The organism is Allobacillus halotolerans (assembly GCF_018967645.1).
GTDB lineage: Bacteria > Bacillota > Bacilli > Bacillales > Alkalibacillaceae > Allobacillus > Allobacillus halotolerans.
In genome coordinates this window covers 43,268-61,513 of record NZ_JAHLZF010000014.1, presented here as the reverse complement: position 1 = coordinate 61,513, position 18,246 = coordinate 43,268, and the positions used below count along the sequence as shown (strand labels likewise).

The 18,246-nt window shown below is 39.6% G+C and carries 17 protein-coding genes; 15 read left to right on the top strand and 2 right to left on the bottom strand.

The window, feature by feature from the left end:
* Window positions 1–150 precede the first annotated feature (150 nt).
* On the top strand, window positions 151–1,524 hold the full coding sequence (locus KQ486_RS10095) for a uracil-xanthine permease family protein (protein ID WP_216687545.1): 1,374 nt from the start codon (window positions 151–153) through the stop codon (window positions 1,522–1,524).
* Window positions 1,525–2,062: 538 nt separating this feature from the next.
* Here the strand turns inward: KQ486_RS10095 and KQ486_RS10090 are convergent.
* A complete protein-coding gene (locus KQ486_RS10090; protein ID WP_216687544.1) occupies window positions 2,063–3,772 on the bottom strand; it encodes an Rqc2 family fibronectin-binding protein in 1,710 nt (569 codons plus the stop codon).
* Between the two features lie 200 nt (window positions 3,773–3,972).
* On the opposite strand from KQ486_RS10090, the gene KQ486_RS10085 reads away from it, so the two are divergent.
* From KQ486_RS10085 to spoVM, 14 genes are all read left to right on the top strand, one after another.
* A complete protein-coding gene (locus KQ486_RS10085; protein WP_216687543.1) occupies window positions 3,973–4,851 on the top strand; it encodes a YicC/YloC family endoribonuclease in 879 nt (292 codons plus the stop codon).
* An 89-nt stretch (window positions 4,852–4,940) separates the two neighbouring features.
* The gene (remA, locus tag KQ486_RS10080; protein WP_144087676.1) at window positions 4,941–5,201 is read left to right on the top strand and encodes an extracellular matrix/biofilm regulator RemA; all 261 of its coding nucleotides are present in this window, start codon (window positions 4,941–4,943) and stop codon (window positions 5,199–5,201) included.
* An 11-nt stretch (window positions 5,202–5,212) separates the two neighbouring features.
* The gene (gene gmk / locus KQ486_RS10075; RefSeq protein WP_144159573.1) at window positions 5,213–5,833 is read left to right on the top strand and encodes a guanylate kinase; all 621 of its coding nucleotides are present in this window, start codon (window positions 5,213–5,215) and stop codon (window positions 5,831–5,833) included.
* A complete protein-coding gene (gene rpoZ, locus KQ486_RS10070) occupies window positions 5,833–6,030 on the top strand; it encodes a DNA-directed RNA polymerase subunit omega (protein WP_144159570.1) in 198 nt (65 codons plus the stop codon). Before gmk ends, rpoZ begins: the two co-directional genes overlap by 1 nt.
* Window positions 6,031–6,294: 264 nt before the next feature.
* Complete coding sequence (gene coaBC, locus KQ486_RS10065) at window positions 6,295–7,491, top strand: bifunctional phosphopantothenoylcysteine decarboxylase/phosphopantothenate--cysteine ligase CoaBC (RefSeq protein ID WP_216687542.1); 1,197 nt, start codon at window positions 6,295–6,297, stop codon at window positions 7,489–7,491.
* A 2-nt stretch (window positions 7,492–7,493) separates the two neighbouring features.
* A complete protein-coding gene (priA, locus tag KQ486_RS10060; RefSeq protein WP_216687541.1) occupies window positions 7,494–9,905 on the top strand; it encodes a primosomal protein N' in 2,412 nt (803 codons plus the stop codon).
* A gap of 33 nt (window positions 9,906–9,938) precedes the next feature.
* On the top strand, window positions 9,939–10,874 hold the full coding sequence (fmt, locus tag KQ486_RS10055; protein ID WP_216687540.1) for a methionyl-tRNA formyltransferase: 936 nt from the start codon (window positions 9,939–9,941) through the stop codon (window positions 10,872–10,874).
* Window positions 10,875–10,878: 4 nt separating this feature from the next.
* Window positions 10,879–12,216 (top strand): 16S rRNA (cytosine(967)-C(5))-methyltransferase RsmB, encoded by a 1,338-nt coding sequence (rsmB, locus tag KQ486_RS10050; RefSeq protein WP_216687539.1) that lies wholly within the window; start codon window positions 10,879–10,881, stop codon window positions 12,214–12,216.
* Between the two features lie 29 nt (window positions 12,217–12,245).
* Entirely contained in the window at window positions 12,246–13,007 is a 762-nt protein-coding gene (locus tag KQ486_RS10045; RefSeq protein ID WP_144159555.1) for a Stp1/IreP family PP2C-type Ser/Thr phosphatase, read from the top strand.
* The gene (pknB, locus tag KQ486_RS10040; RefSeq protein WP_216687538.1) at window positions 13,001–15,010 is read left to right on the top strand and encodes a Stk1 family PASTA domain-containing Ser/Thr kinase; all 2,010 of its coding nucleotides are present in this window, start codon (window positions 13,001–13,003) and stop codon (window positions 15,008–15,010) included. The genes KQ486_RS10045 and pknB overlap by 7 nt, the downstream gene beginning before the upstream one ends.
* Before the next feature lie 15 nt (window positions 15,011–15,025).
* A complete protein-coding gene (gene rsgA / locus KQ486_RS10035; RefSeq protein WP_216687537.1) occupies window positions 15,026–15,913 on the top strand; it encodes a ribosome small subunit-dependent GTPase A in 888 nt (295 codons plus the stop codon).
* A 3-nt stretch (window positions 15,914–15,916) separates the two neighbouring features.
* Window positions 15,917–16,564, top strand: a complete 648-nt coding sequence (gene rpe / locus KQ486_RS10030) for a ribulose-phosphate 3-epimerase (RefSeq protein WP_144159546.1) — start codon at window positions 15,917–15,919, stop codon at window positions 16,562–16,564.
* 6 nt (window positions 16,565–16,570) lie between these two features.
* Window positions 16,571–17,221, top strand: a complete 651-nt coding sequence (locus tag KQ486_RS10025) for a thiamine diphosphokinase (protein WP_216687536.1) — start codon at window positions 16,571–16,573, stop codon at window positions 17,219–17,221.
* A 37-nt stretch (window positions 17,222–17,258) separates the two neighbouring features.
* Window positions 17,259–17,336, top strand: a complete 78-nt coding sequence (spoVM, locus tag KQ486_RS14675) for a stage V sporulation protein SpoVM (protein WP_144160174.1) — start codon at window positions 17,259–17,261, stop codon at window positions 17,334–17,336.
* Between the two features lie 635 nt (window positions 17,337–17,971).
* On the opposite strand, the gene rpmB is transcribed toward spoVM, so the two are convergent.
* A complete protein-coding gene (gene rpmB / locus KQ486_RS10015) occupies window positions 17,972–18,160 on the bottom strand; it encodes a 50S ribosomal protein L28 (protein WP_144159537.1) in 189 nt (62 codons plus the stop codon).
* Window positions 18,161–18,246: the final 86 nt, after the last annotated feature.

Below are 18,246 nucleotides of genomic sequence, written 5' to 3'. Positions count from 1 at the left end.
AATAAAAATGAATGACCTTTAAATCTCAGTCCAGAGAGGCTGGTAAGGTCGCATAAGGAAACGTATACGGGATCCGTATGACGTCTACCCTCTTTGCGACCAGCAGAGAGTTTTTTTATGGTCAAAATTACAGGTCGGAGGGGTAAAACGATGTCAAATCAAGAAAAAGTTTTAGATATTCACGATGTACCTAAATGGAATCAATGGTTGATCCTTAGTTTGCAGCACATATTCGCCATGTTCGGGGCAACAATCCTCGTTCCATTTTTAACGGAAATGCCACCGAACGTAGCATTGATTACTAGTGGGTTAGGAACACTCGCTTATATCTTTATTACAAAAGGAAGAATACCAGCATACTTGGGATCCAGTTTTGCTTTTATTGCGCCGATTATCGCTGCAAGTATGGCAGATGGCTTGGCTGGAGCGATGGTTGGTGCATTCCTTGCAGGGATTGTATACGGATTAGTTGCCTTGTTAATTTCATTAAGTGGTGTAAATTGGTTACTCTATCTTTTACCACCTGTTGTTGTCGGTCCGGTAATTATGGTAATCGGGCTCGGTTTAGCACCAACCGCAATTGAAATGGCCATGTATGATGGTGAAGGGAATTACAGTACAACCTATATATTAATTGCACTTGTAACGCTCGGAATTACCGTGATTGCATCGATTTACTTTAAAGGATTCTTTAACTTAATCCCGATTTTAATTGGAATTGTTGGTGGCTATGTTTTTGCTCTATTTATGGGGGTTGTTGATACGACGAACTTACAGGCTAGTTGGAATGAGTTAACATCCAGTTCCTCCATAGGTGAATTTTTTGGAGCACTGATTGCAAAGCCTGATTTCCTGATTCCGTTCGTTGATTATGCTCCAATGGACGTATTAAACCTATCTATTGTCGCAATCATGGTACCTGTGGCTCTCGTGACGATTACTGAACATATCGGGGATCAAATGGTCTTATCGAAAATCGCCGAACGAAACTTTTTAAAGGATCCAGGATTGCATAAATCCATTTTAGGTGATGGTGTTGCAACATTGATCGCGTCTGTATTGGGCGGTCCACCTAATACGACTTACGGAGAAAACATCGGTGTTCTGGCAATTACGCGTGTATTCAGTGTGTTTGTCATCGGTGGCGCAGCCGTTTTAGCGATCACCTTTGGCTTTATCGATCTCGTTTCTGTCTTAATCGAATCAATACCAACCCCTGTTATGGGCGGGGTATCGATTCTACTGTTCGGAATTATTGCATCAAGTGGACTACGAATGTTAATTGATAATAATATTGACCTAGGGAAAAAGCGAAATCTGATTATCTCTTCTGTTATTCTTGTAATTGGTGTAGGCGGTGCCTTCATTCAAATTAACGAAAACGTACAAATTGCAGGAATGGCACTTGCAGCGATTATTGGAGTTATATTGAATCTGATTTTACCTGGAAGAGACAAAGTTCAAGATACAGAGGGAATGTTCGAATCCGAGGAAAATAATAAATCAACTATGAAAGCAAGTTGAAAATGAGGAAATCCGCTGAATGATTTTATTCATATTGGGATGCATGCAAAAGTTACATGCATCCCAGTATGAATTTTTTATAAGTAAACGAGTGAACTTCACCTTAGGAGTGATTGCGATCCGATCTAAACAAAAAAACACTCCTAATCGCCCGAATGAAAGTGGTGATTCAGTATTCGGTCGAATAGGCGGCTCCTAAACGCCCGGATGGCAATGATGATTCACTATTCGGTCGAATAGGCGGCTCCTAAACGCCCGAACGGCATCGGTGATTCAGTATTCGGTTGAATAGGCGGCTCCTAAACGCCCGGACGACAATGATGATTCAATATTTGGTCGAATAGCGGGTCACTAAACGCCCGAACGGCAATGATGATTCAGTATTCGGTCGAATAGGCGGCTCCTAATTGCCCGGACGACAATGATGACTCAATATTCGGTTGAATAGCAAGACCCTAAACGCCCGAATGATAGCAATGAGCGGTCATCCGGGCGTTGAAAAACTTTTTTAATGAGGATACAAACGAATCCTGTTTTATTATTCTTTCAATCTTAATTTTTCAATTTCGCTTTCAACAGGTGTTACATAAACCGTCTGTTGGTTGTCATAGGTGACGTATCCTGGTTTTGCGCCATTTGGTTTTCGGACGTGCTTCACTTTCGTGTAGTCTACCGGAACAGAGGAAGAGTGTTTCGATTTGCTGTAGAAAGCCGCAATTGTCGCAGCTTCTACAATCGTTTCTTCGCTTGGACTTGTTGATTTAATGATGACGTGTGAACCAGGTATGTCTTTCGTGTGTAACCAGATATCTTCTTTACCTGCTTGACGGTTCGTTAAGTATTCGTTTTGTTTATTGTTTCGCCCAACATAGATCTCCGTACCATCTGTTGCTTGAAAACGATCAAAACGGATGACTTTTTTCTTTTTCTTTTTGTTTTTCGTAGATTTTTTCTTTAAATAGCCTTCATCTTCAAGCTCAGCTCGGATATCTTCCAGATCTTCTTCACGAGCGTCTTCAAGCTGTTGAATCAACCGATCTAAATAATCAATTTCTGCTTTCGCTTTTTCAATTTCTTTTGTAACGACTTCTTTTGATTTTTTAAGTTTTTGATATTGTTTAAACAGTTGCTGTGCATTCTCACTGGCAGATTTATTCGGGTTTAACTCGATTGTAATCTCTTTTTGATCGGGATCGTAGTAATCAATGACCGTAACTTGATTGTCGCCAGGTTTCACAAGATGCATATGAGCAGTCAGTAGTTCACCAAATTTTTGGTATTGTTCTGCATCTTCGGCTTTTTTCAATGTTTGTTGCTGTTTTTTTATTTTACGTTCATTTTTACTGCGCTCATTTTTAAGCAAACGCATAATGTCATGTGTTAACCCCTTGACTCGGTCACGTTCAGCTTTTCCTTGGTAAAAGGCATCAAGCATTTCACTGACTGTTTCATATGAGGTAGTCGGTTCTCCAAGTTGTACGTTTTTCAACACATGAAAATCATCTTTTTGGCCACGACCTATATGGGGATGAAAATCGTTCTCCATTAATTGAGTTTGAAACTGTTCAAACACTTCAATATATTTCTTTTCATCTCCTAAATAAGCGAGGTCTGCAATTGACTGACTGACCAATGGAGAAACACCCATCAGAATAGATAGGATTTGTCGATCAATTTTACCTGTATTAAAGTCTAGCTTTTTGACAAACTCTGTTGGGTCAAGCTCTAATGGATTGATCTTACCTTGTTCAGGTGGAAAAATGTACGTTTGGCCAGGTAACAATGCCCGGTACCTGTTTTGAGAGAACCCAATATGTTTCATTGATTCGAGAATTACGTTTCTACTCGGATCAACTAGCACGATGTGACTATGTTTGCCCATTAATTCAATGTACAAATCGTAATCCAACGAATCACCGATTTCATCTTTGCTCGTTACTCTAATTCGGATGATTCGTTCCATACTAATTTGCTCAACGGATTTAATAAAACCTGAGCCTAAATATTTTCTTAATACCATACAGAATAATGGTGGTTCTTTAGGATTGGTATATTTCTCACTTGTTAAATGAACCCGAGCATAATTCGGGTGCACAGAGAGTAATAAATTTTTGTTTTGACCATTTTTTCGAACGGTAATGATTAATTCATGGTCGGTTGGCTGATGAATCTTTGTCATTCGTCCAGTGACTAATTCTGTTGATAGATCGTTGACTAACGCATAAGTGACGATTCCATCTAATGGCATAAAAACACCTCATTTCTTTCAATAGTGTATCATGAACACAGACTCAATAGAATGTGTGATGCTTTATAAACAAAAATAATATTTTCTGTATAAATCGTTCAATTGCAAGATTATAAAATCAATCAATCGCTCGAAACAGTTGAAAAACACTTTTCAATAGTGCAAGAATAATAAGAGATGAAAAAGGTAAGGTGATTCAAATGATTAAGAGTATGACGGGTTATGGTCGCTATGTTTCACATGATCAAAAAAGACAAATCACCATCGAAGTGAAAACAGTCAATCATCGATATTTAGATATTTCGTGTAAAATTCCACGAGAGCTTTATCCGTATGAAAATGAATTAAAAAAACAAATGAAAGGCCAACTAAAAAGAGGAAGAGTCGATGTCTATATTTCTTGTGCCGGAGAACAACTGACGGATAAAAAAATGCAGGTTGATTGGGATGTGTTTGAACAATATTTAAATAATATCAATGCACTTCAAGAAAAGGGGAATGTACAAGGGTCTTTATCGATTGAACACATTCTATCGATGGAAGATTTATTCTATATCGAAGAACCTGATCATTTGGATGAACAGTTATTTGAAATTATCAAAAACGGACTACAAAAAGCTTTAGAACAAGTGGTTGAGATGCGGACCGTTGAAGGGGAAGCGATTCAAAAAGATTTTCATAGCCGCATTCGCCTGTTGAAAAGCTATACAGCTCAATTGGAAGAGCATGCGAAGTCGATGGAAACACAACAATTCAATTCCTTAAAAGAGAAGTTGGAAACGATGCTTGATGGAAAAGGAATTGATGACGAGCGAATTGTTCAGGAAGCCGCTATTCAAATAGAAAAAGCGGATATAGCAGAAGAGTTGACACGACTTCACTCGCATATGGATCAATTTATAGAAACAGTAAAAAAGAATGATTCCATCGGTCGTAAGCTTGATTTCATTGCACAGGAATTGTTGAGAGAAGTAAATACCATCGCATCAAAATCAATTCTCTCGGAAGTTAGCCGAATAGCTGTTGAAATGAAGAGTGAAATAGAGAAAATCAAAGAACAAGTACAAAATATAGAATAGAATTTGAGTTTTTAGTTGTTTTTAGCGTATAATAGGAGTATTCACAAAAAATAAAAGAGTATGTACTGAACTAGTTAGGGGAGTAGAGAATGAATCTGAAACTGATTAATATTGGATTTGGAAATGTTGTGTCAGCAAACCGAATCATTTCCATCGTATCACCAGAGTCAGCTCCAATTAAACGAATTATTACTGTAGCAAGAGATGAAAATAAACTTGTTGATGCAACATACGGTCGTCGGACAAGGGCGGTTATCGTTACAGATAGTGACCATGTGATTCTATCTGCTGTTCAGCCAGAAACAGTCGGTGGCCGAATTGATAATGACGATATGAACGGAGATAATTAGGAGGAACGTTTGTGGAAGATGAAAAAGGAATCCTGTTTATTCTATCCGGTCCGTCCGGTGTAGGAAAAGGAACGGTCAGAAAAGCTTTATTTGAACAAGATCCCGCATTGCAGTATTCAATTTCTGTTACAACCCGTAAGCCGCGCGTCGGTGAGGAAAACGGTGTCGATTACTTCTTTAAGAGTAAAGAAGATGTCGAGGAAATGATTGAGCAAAATGAATTAATTGAGTATGCTGAGTATGTAGGAAATTATTATGGAACCCCAAAAGCTTATGTGGAAGAAACACTTAAAGAGGGTAAGGATGTATTTTTAGAAATTGAAGTGCAAGGTGCCATGCAGGTGAAGAAAAACTTTCCTGAAGGTGTCTTTATCTTTTTGTTTCCACCAAGTTTGGAAGAACTAAAAAACAGAATTATCGATCGCGGTACTGAGACGGAAAACTTGGTTAAAAACCGCTTGCTCGAAGCAAAAAAGGAAATTGACATGATGGATGAATATGATTATGTCGTCGTCAATGATCAAGTTAAGAAGGCTGTTTCACGCATTCAGTCAATTGTTGTGAGTGAACATTGTAAAAGAGAGCGAGTCTCCAAACAATATAAAAAAGCATTAGGAAGGGTGGATTTGTAATGCTCGAACCATCTGTAGATAACTTATTGAAAAAAATCGATTCCAAATATGCAATCGTCACGATTGCCGCTAAACGTGCAAGAGAACTTCATGAAAAAGAAAACCATATGCTTGAGCAACCGACATCCAAAAAGTTGGTCGGAGTTGCACTAGAAGAAATTCTAGATGAAAAATTGGCAATCAAACAGCAAGACTGAGGAAAGACCCGGCTTCTCATTTACAAGAGAAGTCGGGTTTTTCTTGTCCAGGTATCATCTAGTGGAAACAGATATTCGATTCACGTATAATTGTAATAGTTTATATAAAAGCACCGTTGGTTAATCAGGTTTTCTTTTCTTCCACACATCGAAAACGTTAACATAGTAAGCATGGATATATATGGTTTTAAAAGTATATGTCACGAACGATGAAACGAAATAATACGAAAGCCTTAATCCATCGTAATTGACGGAGGTTATCATATGTTAAATGGAAAAAATGTTGTATTAGGTGTCTCTGGTGGGATCGCTGCCTATAAAGCTTGTGCACTAACAAGTAAGTTAGTCCAACAGGGAGCCAATGTAAAAGTGATTATGACAGAAGGCGCGACAGAATTTGTTCAACCACTTACCTTCCAAGCCTTGTCGAGAAATCCAGTTTACACGGATGCATTTGATGAAAAAAATCCAGAAAAAATTGCCCATATCGATTTGGCAGACTGGTCAGATCTCATTATTTTGGCACCAGCAACTGCCCATTTACTGGGTAGAATAGCGAATGGTCTGGCAGATGATATGTTGACGACCACATTATTGGCAGCGACGTCACCCGTTTATGTCGCACCTGCGATGAATGTTCATATGTATGCTCACCCATCTGTTAAAAAGAATTTGATTGAACTTGAAAAAATGGGCTATCGTTTTATTGAACCGGGGGACGGCTATTTGGCATGTGGTTATGTAGGAAAAGGTCGTTTGGAAGAGCCTGAACGAATTATTGAAGTGATTAATGACCATGAAAAAAAGACAGAATTGATGAAGGATAAAAAAGTGCTGATTACAGCGGGACCTACACAAGAAATCATCGATCCGGTCAGATTTTTTACGAATCACTCATCAGGAAAGATGGGCTATGCCTTAGCTCAAGCGGCAAAAGATCTAGGGGCTGATGTTACGCTCATTTCCGGACCCGTGTCTTTAGAAAAAATTGCAGGTGTCCGTACAATTGACGTTCAGTCAGCGGATGAAATGTATCAAGCAGTAATGAAAGAATTCCACGAACAAGATTTAGTGATTAAGTCAGCAGCGGTTGCAGATTATCGGCCAAAACAAACGTCTGATCAGAAAATGAAGAAAAAAGAAGGCGACCTTGTCATCGAGCTCGAACGAACAAAGGATATCTTGGCGACGCTAGGTGAAGAAAAATCGAATCAATATTTAGTCGGTTTTGCGGCGGAATCAGAAAATCCGCTGGCGTATGGGCAAGAAAAATTAAAACGAAAGCAACTCGACGCAATTGTTATCAATGAAATTGGTTTTCAGAAAGGATTCCAATCCGATCACAATGAAGTTGTTTTTTATTCAAAAGACGGAGAAGAGCATCGAATTCCTTATGCAACAAAAAAAGAGATTGCTGAGGAACTGATGCAGTTAGTTAATCGAAAAATGACGGAGGAATAAGCATGGCGGTAGCAAAAGTCGTCATCGATGTTGCAGCTGCAGCAATCGATTCTTTATTTGATTATGAAATTCCTGAAAATCTAGAAGGTAGTGTACAGCCAGGAGTCCGTGTTGTTGTTCCATTTGGACCACGAAAAGTCATGGGATTTGTGACCGAATTGACGAGTGAAAGTGATTTTGAATCGTTAAAAGAAATTATTAGCGTTATGGATCATATTCCTGTCCTGACGAAAGAATTACTTGATCTATCGAAGTGGTTACAAGAAGAAACTCTTTGCTATCGAATTTCCGCCATGCAGGCGATGTTACCGGCCGCTTTTAAAGCGAAGTACAAAAAGGAAGTTTGGTTGCTGGCTGACGAAGATGAACTTCCGGATTCGTGGAAAATCGCTGCAGAAGGACGCGAGGTATTTCCCTTTGAAGAGCTGGATAAACATCAAATACCTTCAAGCCAAGTCACTCGGATGGTTCAAGAAGGACTTATTGATATTAAATATATCGTCAAAGGAAAAAATCGTGTAAAAAGAGACACATATATTGAGTTAGCTGTTGATGAACAAGTTTTACTTGAGGCGATTGAAGATTTAGGAAATCAAGCAAAGAAGCAGCGATTAGTTTTAGAATTTTTTTCGAAAAATCCTCGGCCTATTTTACTCAATGACTTAATTAAGAAGCTCCAAACAACCAAGGGACCAATCGATCAACTGATCGAAAAAAAGATTTTAAAACGTGTAAAAAAAGAAGTCTATCGCGATCCCTATCAAAAAGACACAACAGAACGCACAAAACCGTTAATTCTCACCGATCAACAACAAGCAGCCATTGAACCGATTCACCAATCGATTGATCAAAATAAGCATGAAGTTTTTCTATTGCATGGTGTTACAGGTAGTGGGAAGACAGAAATCTATTTACAATCAATTGAACGAGTGATCAATGAAGGAAAAGAAGCGATTGTGTTAGTGCCGGAAATCTCCTTAACACCGCAAATGGTTACGCGGTTCAAGGAGCGTTTTGGTGGAGAAGTTGCTGTTTTACATAGTGCGCTATCCCAAGGTGAAAAGTATGATGAATGGCGAAAAATTCAACGAAAAGAAGTGAGCGTTGTTGTTGGAGCGCGTTCAGCTGTGTTTGCTCCATTTGAGAATCTAGGGATTATTATTATTGATGAAGAACATGAGACAAGCTATAAACAAGAAGATTATCCAAAATACCACGCACGTGAAGTAGCAAAGTACCGAGGACGTGCTCATCAATGCCCTGTTGTCTTAGGTAGTGCAACACCGACGTTAGAGTCCTATGCCAGGGCATCAAAGGGTGTTTATAAATTACTTGAATTAACAGATCGTGTAAACGAACAAGATCTACCGAACATTGAAATCGTTGATATGCGTACGGAGTTGGAAAAAGGAAACCGATCGATGTTTTCTGAATCATTAACCGAAAAAATTCAAGATCGTCTGGATAAAAATGAACAGATCGTTCTTCTTTTGAATCGTAGAGGCTATTCATCATTCGTCATGTGTCGCGAGTGTGGTGAAACGATACAATGCGAACACTGTGATATTTCGATGACCTATCATCAAAGACAACATAAACTGAAGTGTCACTACTGTAATGCTGAACGTAGAATGCCAAAAACATGTCCGAATTGCGAAAGTGATGCCATCCGATTTTTCGGTACCGGAACACAAAAGGTGGAAGAAGCACTGAATACCCAGTTTGAAACGGCTCGTGTTATACGGATGGATGTCGATACAACGTCGCGAAAAGGTGCTCACGAGAAGTTATTGAATCAATTTGGACGAGGCGAAGCGGATATATTACTTGGAACCCAAATGATTGCCAAGGGACTTGATTTTAAAAATGTGACGCTTGTCGGTGTCATAGCGGCAGATTCAATGCTTCATTTACCAGACTTTCGCGCAAGTGAACGTTCATTTCAATTACTGACACAGGTCAGCGGTCGGGCAGGACGCCATGAACTTCCTGGAGAAGTAGTTGTCCAGACCTATACGCCTGAACATTACTCCGTTGTATTAGCGAGTGAATATGATTATGAAGGATTTTTTCAGCGAGAAATGAACTTTCGAAAACAGGTTGGTTATCCACCGTATTATTTTATGGTGTTGATCAACTTATCACATGAAAATCACGTACAAGTGAACCAAATGGCCAATGAACTTGCCAATGAGTTAGCCAAAAATTTATCGAAAGAGTCAATTTTATTAGGCCCAACCCCATCGCCAATGCTACGGATTAAAGATCGCTATCGTTATCAATGCATGATAAAATATAAGCGAAAAGAAGAAGTCGATCAGGCTTTGCGAAGCGTATTGGAGCATTTTAAGAGAGAAGTGAATCAAAACAAACTTCAAATGACGATTGATTTTGATCCATACTACTTTATGTAAATTTGAAACAATAGATTGGAAAAGGAGTATTCGATGACGAAAAAAATTGTGTTTATGGGTACACCGGATTTTAGTGTTCCTATATTGAAAATGTTGGTTGAATCGGATTACCAGGTTGTAGCAGTCGTTACACAACCAGACAAACCAAAAGGAAGAAAGCGCCAATTGACCCCTTCGCCGGTTAAGGAATTCGCTTTGGAACGTGATCTTCCGGTTATCCAACCGAAAAAGATTCGAACGGATTATGAAGAGATCTTACAATATGAACCAGACCTTATTGTTACAGCTGCCTATGGACAAATTTTACCGAAGGAATTATTGGATGTACCACCTTTTGGATGTATTAATGTCCATGCTTCCTTGCTTCCTGAGTTACGTGGAGGCGCACCGATTCACTACGCCATCATGCAAGGCAAGAAGGAGACAGGCGTAACCATTATGTATATGGCAGAAGGAATGGATACAGGAGATATGATTAGTCAAGAAGCTATTCGGATCGAAGAAAACGATCATACCGGAAGTCTTCATGATAAATTATCGACTGTAGGAGCAGGCTTATTGAAAAAAACACTGCCAGAAATTTTTGGAAATGAAGTTAACGCAATCCCTCAAGATCATGGACAAGCAACATATGCATACACCATTAAACGAGATGAAGAAAAAATTGATTGGCAAAAAAGTCAAGAGGAAATCTATAACCATATCCGTGGACTGCATCCATGGCCGGTTGCATATACGACTTACAAAGACCAAACAATTAAAGTTTGGTGGGCGGAGAAGGTCGAACAACCCTCAAGTGGAAAACCAGGAGAAATCCTCCGGGTTGATGATGGTTTAATAATCGGAACAGTTGATGGAAAACAACTGAATATTACAGAGATTCAGCTCGCAGGAAAGAAACGGATGAAAACTGAAGACTTTTTGCGTGGCAGTAAGGATTACTTCACAGTAGGTGAGCAGTTAGGATGATAGGATGAAAAACGTACGAGAAGTTTCGCTCGATTTATTGATGAAAGTTGGCGACCAAGGTGGTTTCAGCCACTTATTGATCAATCAAGCGATACAAAAGAATCAGCTTAGTCAGGAAGATAAAAATTTAATGACAGAGCTTGTTTACGGGAGTTTACAACGAAAATTGACGCTTGAATATTTCATCAATCATTTTACAAAGAACAAAAAAATTGATTCATGGGTTTCATGGTTGCTCATGTTGTCGTTTTATCAAATGATCTATTTGGACAGAATCCCTGACCATGCAGTCATCAATGAAGCTGTAAACATTTCTAAACGACGTGGACATAAAGGGATTTCTGGATTTGTTAATGGTGTGTTGAGAAACTTGCAACGTCAAGGGCCGCCAGATATCAATAATATTCAAGATCCCGTGAAAAGACTTTCTATCCAAACAAGTCACCCAGCATGGTTAGTGAAACGCTGGGTTGATTCATATGGATATGAGATAACAGAAAAAATGTGTTGGTCTAATATCGACCGTAAAAATGTTTCCGTGCGTGTGCATCCATTGCGAACGACAAGGGAAAAAGCTCAGTCATTCCTTTCAAAAGAAGCTATTGAAACGAGACCTTCACAATTGTCTGAACAAGGGCTAGTCGTTACGTCGGGAAATGTACTAAACAGTCACTTATTTCCTGACCAATTAACAATCCAAGATGAAACTTCTATGCTCGTATCCGAAATGGTAAATCCTGAACCGGGTATGACTGTACTAGATGCTTGCAGTGCTCCAGGTGGAAAAACGACGCATTTGGCTGAGAAAATGAATAATGAAGGCAGCATCCATGCATATGATTTGCATGAAAAGAAGGTGAAGTTGGTAGCAGAAAGAGCTAAGCAACTTGGTTTGTCGATGATTGAAACAGGAGCAATGGATAGCCGACAATTAATGAATCGATTTGAAAACTTTACGTTTGATCGGATCCTTTTGGATGCACCATGTTCTGGTCTTGGTGTCCTGCGGAGTAAACCGGATATTAAATATGCCAAGAAGGAAGAAGATATTTTATCACTAGCCAAGATTCAAAAAGAACTGCTACATGCGGTGCTACCTTTATTGAATCAGGATGGTAAACTTGTTTATAGTACTTGTACGGTCGACCGGCAAGAAAATGATAAGCTGATCGCGCAAGTTCTGAAAGAAATGGATGAATTTGAAATCGATCAATCATTTTTTGATGAATTGCCTGAGTCGTGTAAAGAATTATCCGGCTTAACACCCTATGGTTTACAACTATTTCCTCATGATTTTGAAGCCGATGGTTTCTTTATGACGCGAATTAAACGAAAGAAATAAAGGAAGATTTGAAGAAATGAGGTGCAGAAATGACTGCATATTTTAAATCAGACCGAGGAAAAGTACGCCCGATCAACGAGGATGCGGGCGGTGTTTTCAAGCATCCTTCAGGCCAACTTCTTACCGTGATTGCCGATGGAATGGGTGGACACAATGCTGGTGATGTGGCTAGTCAAATGGCCATATCCCAGTTACATAAAAGATGGGATGAAACATCAACGTTTTCATCTATTGAAGACGCGCAGTCTTGGTTACAGCAAACAATCCAAGAGGCCAATCAAGAAATCCTTGCCTATTCCAATGAAAATGAAGATTGTGAAGGAATGGGGACTACTTTGACAGCTGCCGTTATCTTAAATAGGGAAGTTGCAGTTGGACATATTGGTGATAGCAGACTATATACAGTAAATCGCGAACAAATTGTTCAGCAAACGGAAGATCATTCTTTCGTTCATGAGTTAGTTCGAAGTGGACAATTGACAATCGAAGAAGCTGAAGTTCATCCGAAAAAAAATGTTTTAACCCAAGCAGTAGGAACAGAAGAATCACTGAATGTTCAATTGCTTAGTTTTTCACTCGAAGCAGACGAATCCTATCTCTTTTTATGTACGGATGGGTTATCCAACAAAGTTTCCGAGGAAGAGATTCAAGAAATAATCTTGCAAGATCTCGGACACGAAGAAAAGCTAGAAAAACTGATTCAACTGGCAAATGATCGTGGCGGCGAAGATAACATATCTTTGGTGCTATGGGTAGATGACGGGGACGAAGAAGGTGTTTCAACGTGTTAACAGGAAAAATCTTAAATGAACGGTATAAAATTTTACGAACCATTGGTGGCGGCGGAATGGCAGATGTCTATCTTGGTGAAGATTTAATTCTGAATAGGGAAGTTGCCATTAAGGTCTTGAAGATGGAGTACTCCAACAACCATGAATTTATCGAACGATTCAGAAGAGAAGCGGAATCTGCCATCAGTTTATCCAATGATCATATCGTCAATATATTTGATGTAGGCGAAGAAAATAATATTTACTATATGGTCATGGAATATGTTGAGGGAGATACGTTAAAGGAACATATTCAATATCATGGACCATTATCTGCCTCAGATGCTGTTGCGATTATGCTACAACTGACATCCGCATTATCTCATGCACACAGAAACGGCATTATCCACCGTGATGTAAAGCCACAGAATATCTTAATGAATCAGTATGGCAATGTGAAAATTACAGACTTTGGCATTGCACGGGCACTTAGCTCAACGCAACTGACAAAAACGAATGATGTCATTGGTTCGGTTCATTATTTATCACCCGAACAAGCAAGAGGTGGAACGGCAACAAAGAAATCAGATATTTATTCACTGGGAATTGTATTGTTTGAATTGTTGACCGGTAGATTACCTTTTTCAGGAGAATCAGCTGTATCTGTGGCATTGAAACATATGCAAACGGAGACACCATATGTGAGAAGTTTTCAACCGAGTGTGCCTCAGAGTCTTGAAAATGTGGTGTTAAAAGCAACGACGAAAAATCCACTTCATCGTTATCAATCGATCGATGAAATGCAACAGGATTTGGAAACGGTATTGAATCTGGACCGCCAGGATGAGGAACGATTTATTCCTCCAACAGAAGAGGGAGAAGATACAAAAGTCATGCCGGCGATTCCACCCAATATGAAGCTTGACGATGAGAGCGATCCAACAGTCGTCAATGCAGACCAACAAACAAAAGACACACCAAATAAAAAATCAAAAAAATGGATGGTTTTTTTAATTTCTTTCAGTGCACTCGTTCTAATCGCAGCAATAATTGCGCTTTTTGTGCTACCGAAGATGTTGATTCCTGATGATATAGAAATACCTGAAGTTGCAGGAAAAACATATGAAGAAGCTTTCAGCGAATTGACAGAACTAGGCTTGGAGGTTGAGCGAGAATCGGTATATGATGAAGAGATTGAAGAGGACTTAGTTGTAAAAACCTCACCACGTGCAGGTAACACGGTGAAGGAAGGCGCAACGGTCACAATCGTGACAAGTATGGGGCAAGAAAAAATTGATTTCCCCGATTACGTTGGTAGCTCTTTTGATCAAACAAAAAAATTCCTTGAAAACAACGGTTACCAGGAAGTCATCGGCTATAAAAAGGATTCTGATCAGCCAGAAGGTGAAATTATTGCGCAAATTCAACCAGAACCAGGTGAAGCGATCATCCCAGAAAATACACGGGTCATTTTTGACGTCAGTAATGGACCACCGACTATAAGCCTTCAATCCGTGGAAGGATGGTCACTTGAGGATGTACAAGACTATGCAAAAACAAATAATTTATCTTTAGTGACCGAGGAAGAGTTTTCAGATGATGTACGTGAGGGAAGAGTTATGCAACAGAACCCTAGTCCGAATACAGAGCTCGAAGAAGGGGATGAGTTGCGTGTGATCGTCTCAAAAGGACCGGATTTAAAACCAGTAACAAAGACGGAGACTTTTGAAGTTGTATACGATCCACCTGCGGATGAACAGCCTACAAATAATGATGAGAATAACCAAGATGAAAACAATCAAGCGGATGAAAATAATTCTCCAGATGAACCTGTTGGACAGGAAGTCGTCATTTACATCGGAGATGCCGAGAGAAATATGAATAATGTATTTCATAAAGAAACAATTTATGCGGATACGACATATGAGATTGAATTAACGATCAATCCGGAAGAAATGGCCAGTTACCGTGTAGTAAGAGATGGGGAAACGTATATCGAAGAGTCGGTTCCCTATGAGGAATAAAGAAAGGGTGAACAGATGAAGGAAGGTAGAATCATTAAAGCATTGAGTGGCTTTTATTACGTACTTTCCGGAGACGAGCTGATTGAGTGTAAAGGAAGAGGATTATTCAGAATGCAAAAAATCACACCTCTTGTTGGTGATCGAGTGAAAGTCGAAGTTCAAGCGGATGGTAAAGGGACAATCGTTTCTGTTGATGAGCGCGTCAATGAGTTAATCCGTCCACCAGTTGCTAATATCGATCAAGCGATCATCGTCAACTCACTTGCCGAGCCAGACTTTAGCCCACTGTTGCTAGATCGATTTTTAGTTCTTATTGAGCATAAAGAAATCAAACCGCTAATCATATTAACGAAAACCGACTTAGTCAAAGAGTCGAAACAGGAATCAATTGAGCAATATATGAGTGATTATCGTTCACTTGGTTATGATTTATTGGCGTTTTCAAAGAATGATCCAGCCAATACCATCTATGAAGCAATCCAGCCTTATCTTGCAGACAAAATCAGTGTCATTGCTGGGCAATCCGGTGTCGGTAAATCCACTCTTTTAAATGTGCTTGATCTATCCTTGCAATTGGAAACGGGAGATATATCGAAAAGCCTCGGTCGTGGTAAGCATACGACAAGACATGTAGAACTGTATTCAATTGCTGGTGGGTTAATTGCTGACACGCCCGGATTCAGTTCACTTGAATTCTCTGAAATTGAATTAGATGAATTACGTTATTGTTTTCCAGAATTCGTTGAACTACAAGACCATTGCAAGTTTCGAGGCTGTATGCATATGAAAGAGCCTAAATGTGCAGTGAAAGCTGCAGTGGATGCAGGAGATATTCCTGCGTTTAGATACAAACACTACAAAACTTTTTATGAAGAAATTAATTCTAGAAAGCCGAGGTATTGAACTATGGTTAAAATAGCACCTTCTATTCTTTCAGCAGATTTTGCTAAATTAGGAGAAGAGATTAAAGAAGTAGAGTCTGCGGTAGATTATATTCACGTTGATGTGATGGACGGCCATTTCGTGCCGAACATCACGATTGGACCACTGATTGTGGATGCCATTCGACCAGTTACCGATTTACCATTAGATGTGCACTTAATGATTGAAAATCCAGAACATTATATCCAAGCTTTCGTTGATGCTGGTGCCGATATTATCACCGTGCATCAAGAAGCTTGCCCACACCTTCACCGAGTCGTGCAACAAATTAAACAAGCAGGTGTCAAAGCGGGTGTCGTCATTAACCCAGCGACTCCGGTCGAATCGATTGAATACGTACTGGAAGACGTGGATCTCGTATTGGTCATGACGGTCAATCCAGGTTTTGGAGGCCAGTCATTTATTCCGAGCGGACTGAATAAAATCAAGCAGCTTTTTGACCTACGTTCCGAGCACGGTTACTCATATGAAATCGAAGTCGACGGTGGCGTTAATCAAGAAACTGCTAAGCAATGCATCGATGCAGGTGCTGATGTTTTGGTCGCGGGCAGCGCCATTTTTAACAAGGATAACCGCATAGAAGCCATTAAAGCCATTAAAGAATCGTTGTGATTTTTAATGAGTGACTCACTGCAAATCGGAATTGTTGCTGGTGGACCAATAGAAAAGATTCCAAATTTGAATGATTATCCTTGGATCAATTATTGGATCGGCGTCGATCACGGAGCTCTTTATCTAGCAAGCCATCGGATGGAAATTGATTTGGCTATCGGTGATTTTGACTCGATTTCCCAAGCCGAGTACGAAACCATTCAAACGCATGCAAAAAAGGTAAAGCAATTTCCGTCAGATAAAGATTCGACAGACTTGGAGTTAGCCATCGATGAATCCATCGAATTAAAAGCAGAAAACGTATCAATTTTCGGTGCGACAGGCGGCCGCTTAGATCATGCTTGGATAAATATGTTCTTGCTCAAGAAGCTTGCTCATGCAAATATTACAGCCAAACTGGTCGACCTGCAAAATCAACTGTCACTTCATTATCCAGGTGTTTATTCTATTGAAAAAGAGCAACAGTACCCTTATGTTTCTTTCCTTTCCATTACCGAGCAAGTAGAAGACTTAACATTAGAAGGTTTCCGATATAACCTTAACGCTGAAACGATAACATTTGGATCCTCGTTTACGGTTTCGAATGAATGTGTTGAAAAAAAGTGTACTTATTCATTCAGTAAAGGCATATTATTAGTTATAAAGAGTCGGGATTAAGCAGGAATGTGGATTGGTAAGGAATAGGAGGGGGAAAATGAAATTTTATACGTTTAAACTCCCACGATTTTTAGGTGGAATGGTTCGTGGGGTCATGAATTTATTTAAAAAATAATAATGGTGCAAAGCGAACTTATCTATTCTTGTGAAATCAATTGGTTGAAGCTCTAAATTGGGCTTTAACCAATTTTTTTCATTTAAATAGACGAGCTGAGCTTGGTGGATCGTTAGAGCTATAGCAGTCAAGCGCGGAAGTCCAGCAGTGAGTCGTGTTAGTTCAGCAGTTAGGTGTCGAATTTCAGCAGTGAGTCGTGTTGGTTCAGCAGTTAGGCGTCGAACTTCAGCAGTGAGTTGTGTCAGTTCAGCAGTTAGGCGTCGAATTTCAGCAGTGAGACGCGTCAGTTCAGCAGTTAGGCGTCGAATTTCAGCAGTGAGTCGTGTTGGTTCAGCAGTTAGGCATCGAACTTCAGCAGTGAGTTGTGTCAGTTCAGCAGTTAGGCGTCGAACTTCAGCAGTAAGACGCGGAAGTTCAGCAGTTAGGCGTCGAACTTCAGCGGTGAGATGCGTCAGTTCAGCAGTTAGGCATCGAACTTCAGCAATGAGTTGTGTCAGTTCAGCAGTTATGCAACAACCTTCAGTAATCAGCCAAAATTCTTCTTCGCAGGGCCTGAAGATACAACTTTTAACCACAAAAAAAGCAGCCTTCGATGAATACTTGATTCAGTCGAAAGCTGCTTTTATCGAACATGATTAAACACGTTCTACTTTACCTGATTTTAGGGCACGAGCAGAAACGTATACGCGTTTAGGTTTACCGTCAACCATGATACGTACTTTTTGAACATTCGCTTTCCAGTTACGTTTATTGGCATTCATTGCGTGAGAACGCTTATTACCAGTATTTGTTTTACGTCCAGTAACTTGACATTTACGAGCCATTTTAAAATCCCTCCTGCTATTCGTGAATTCATACTCATATAATTTATCACATGCAACAATAGATTTCAATCGAAAAATAATGGAAT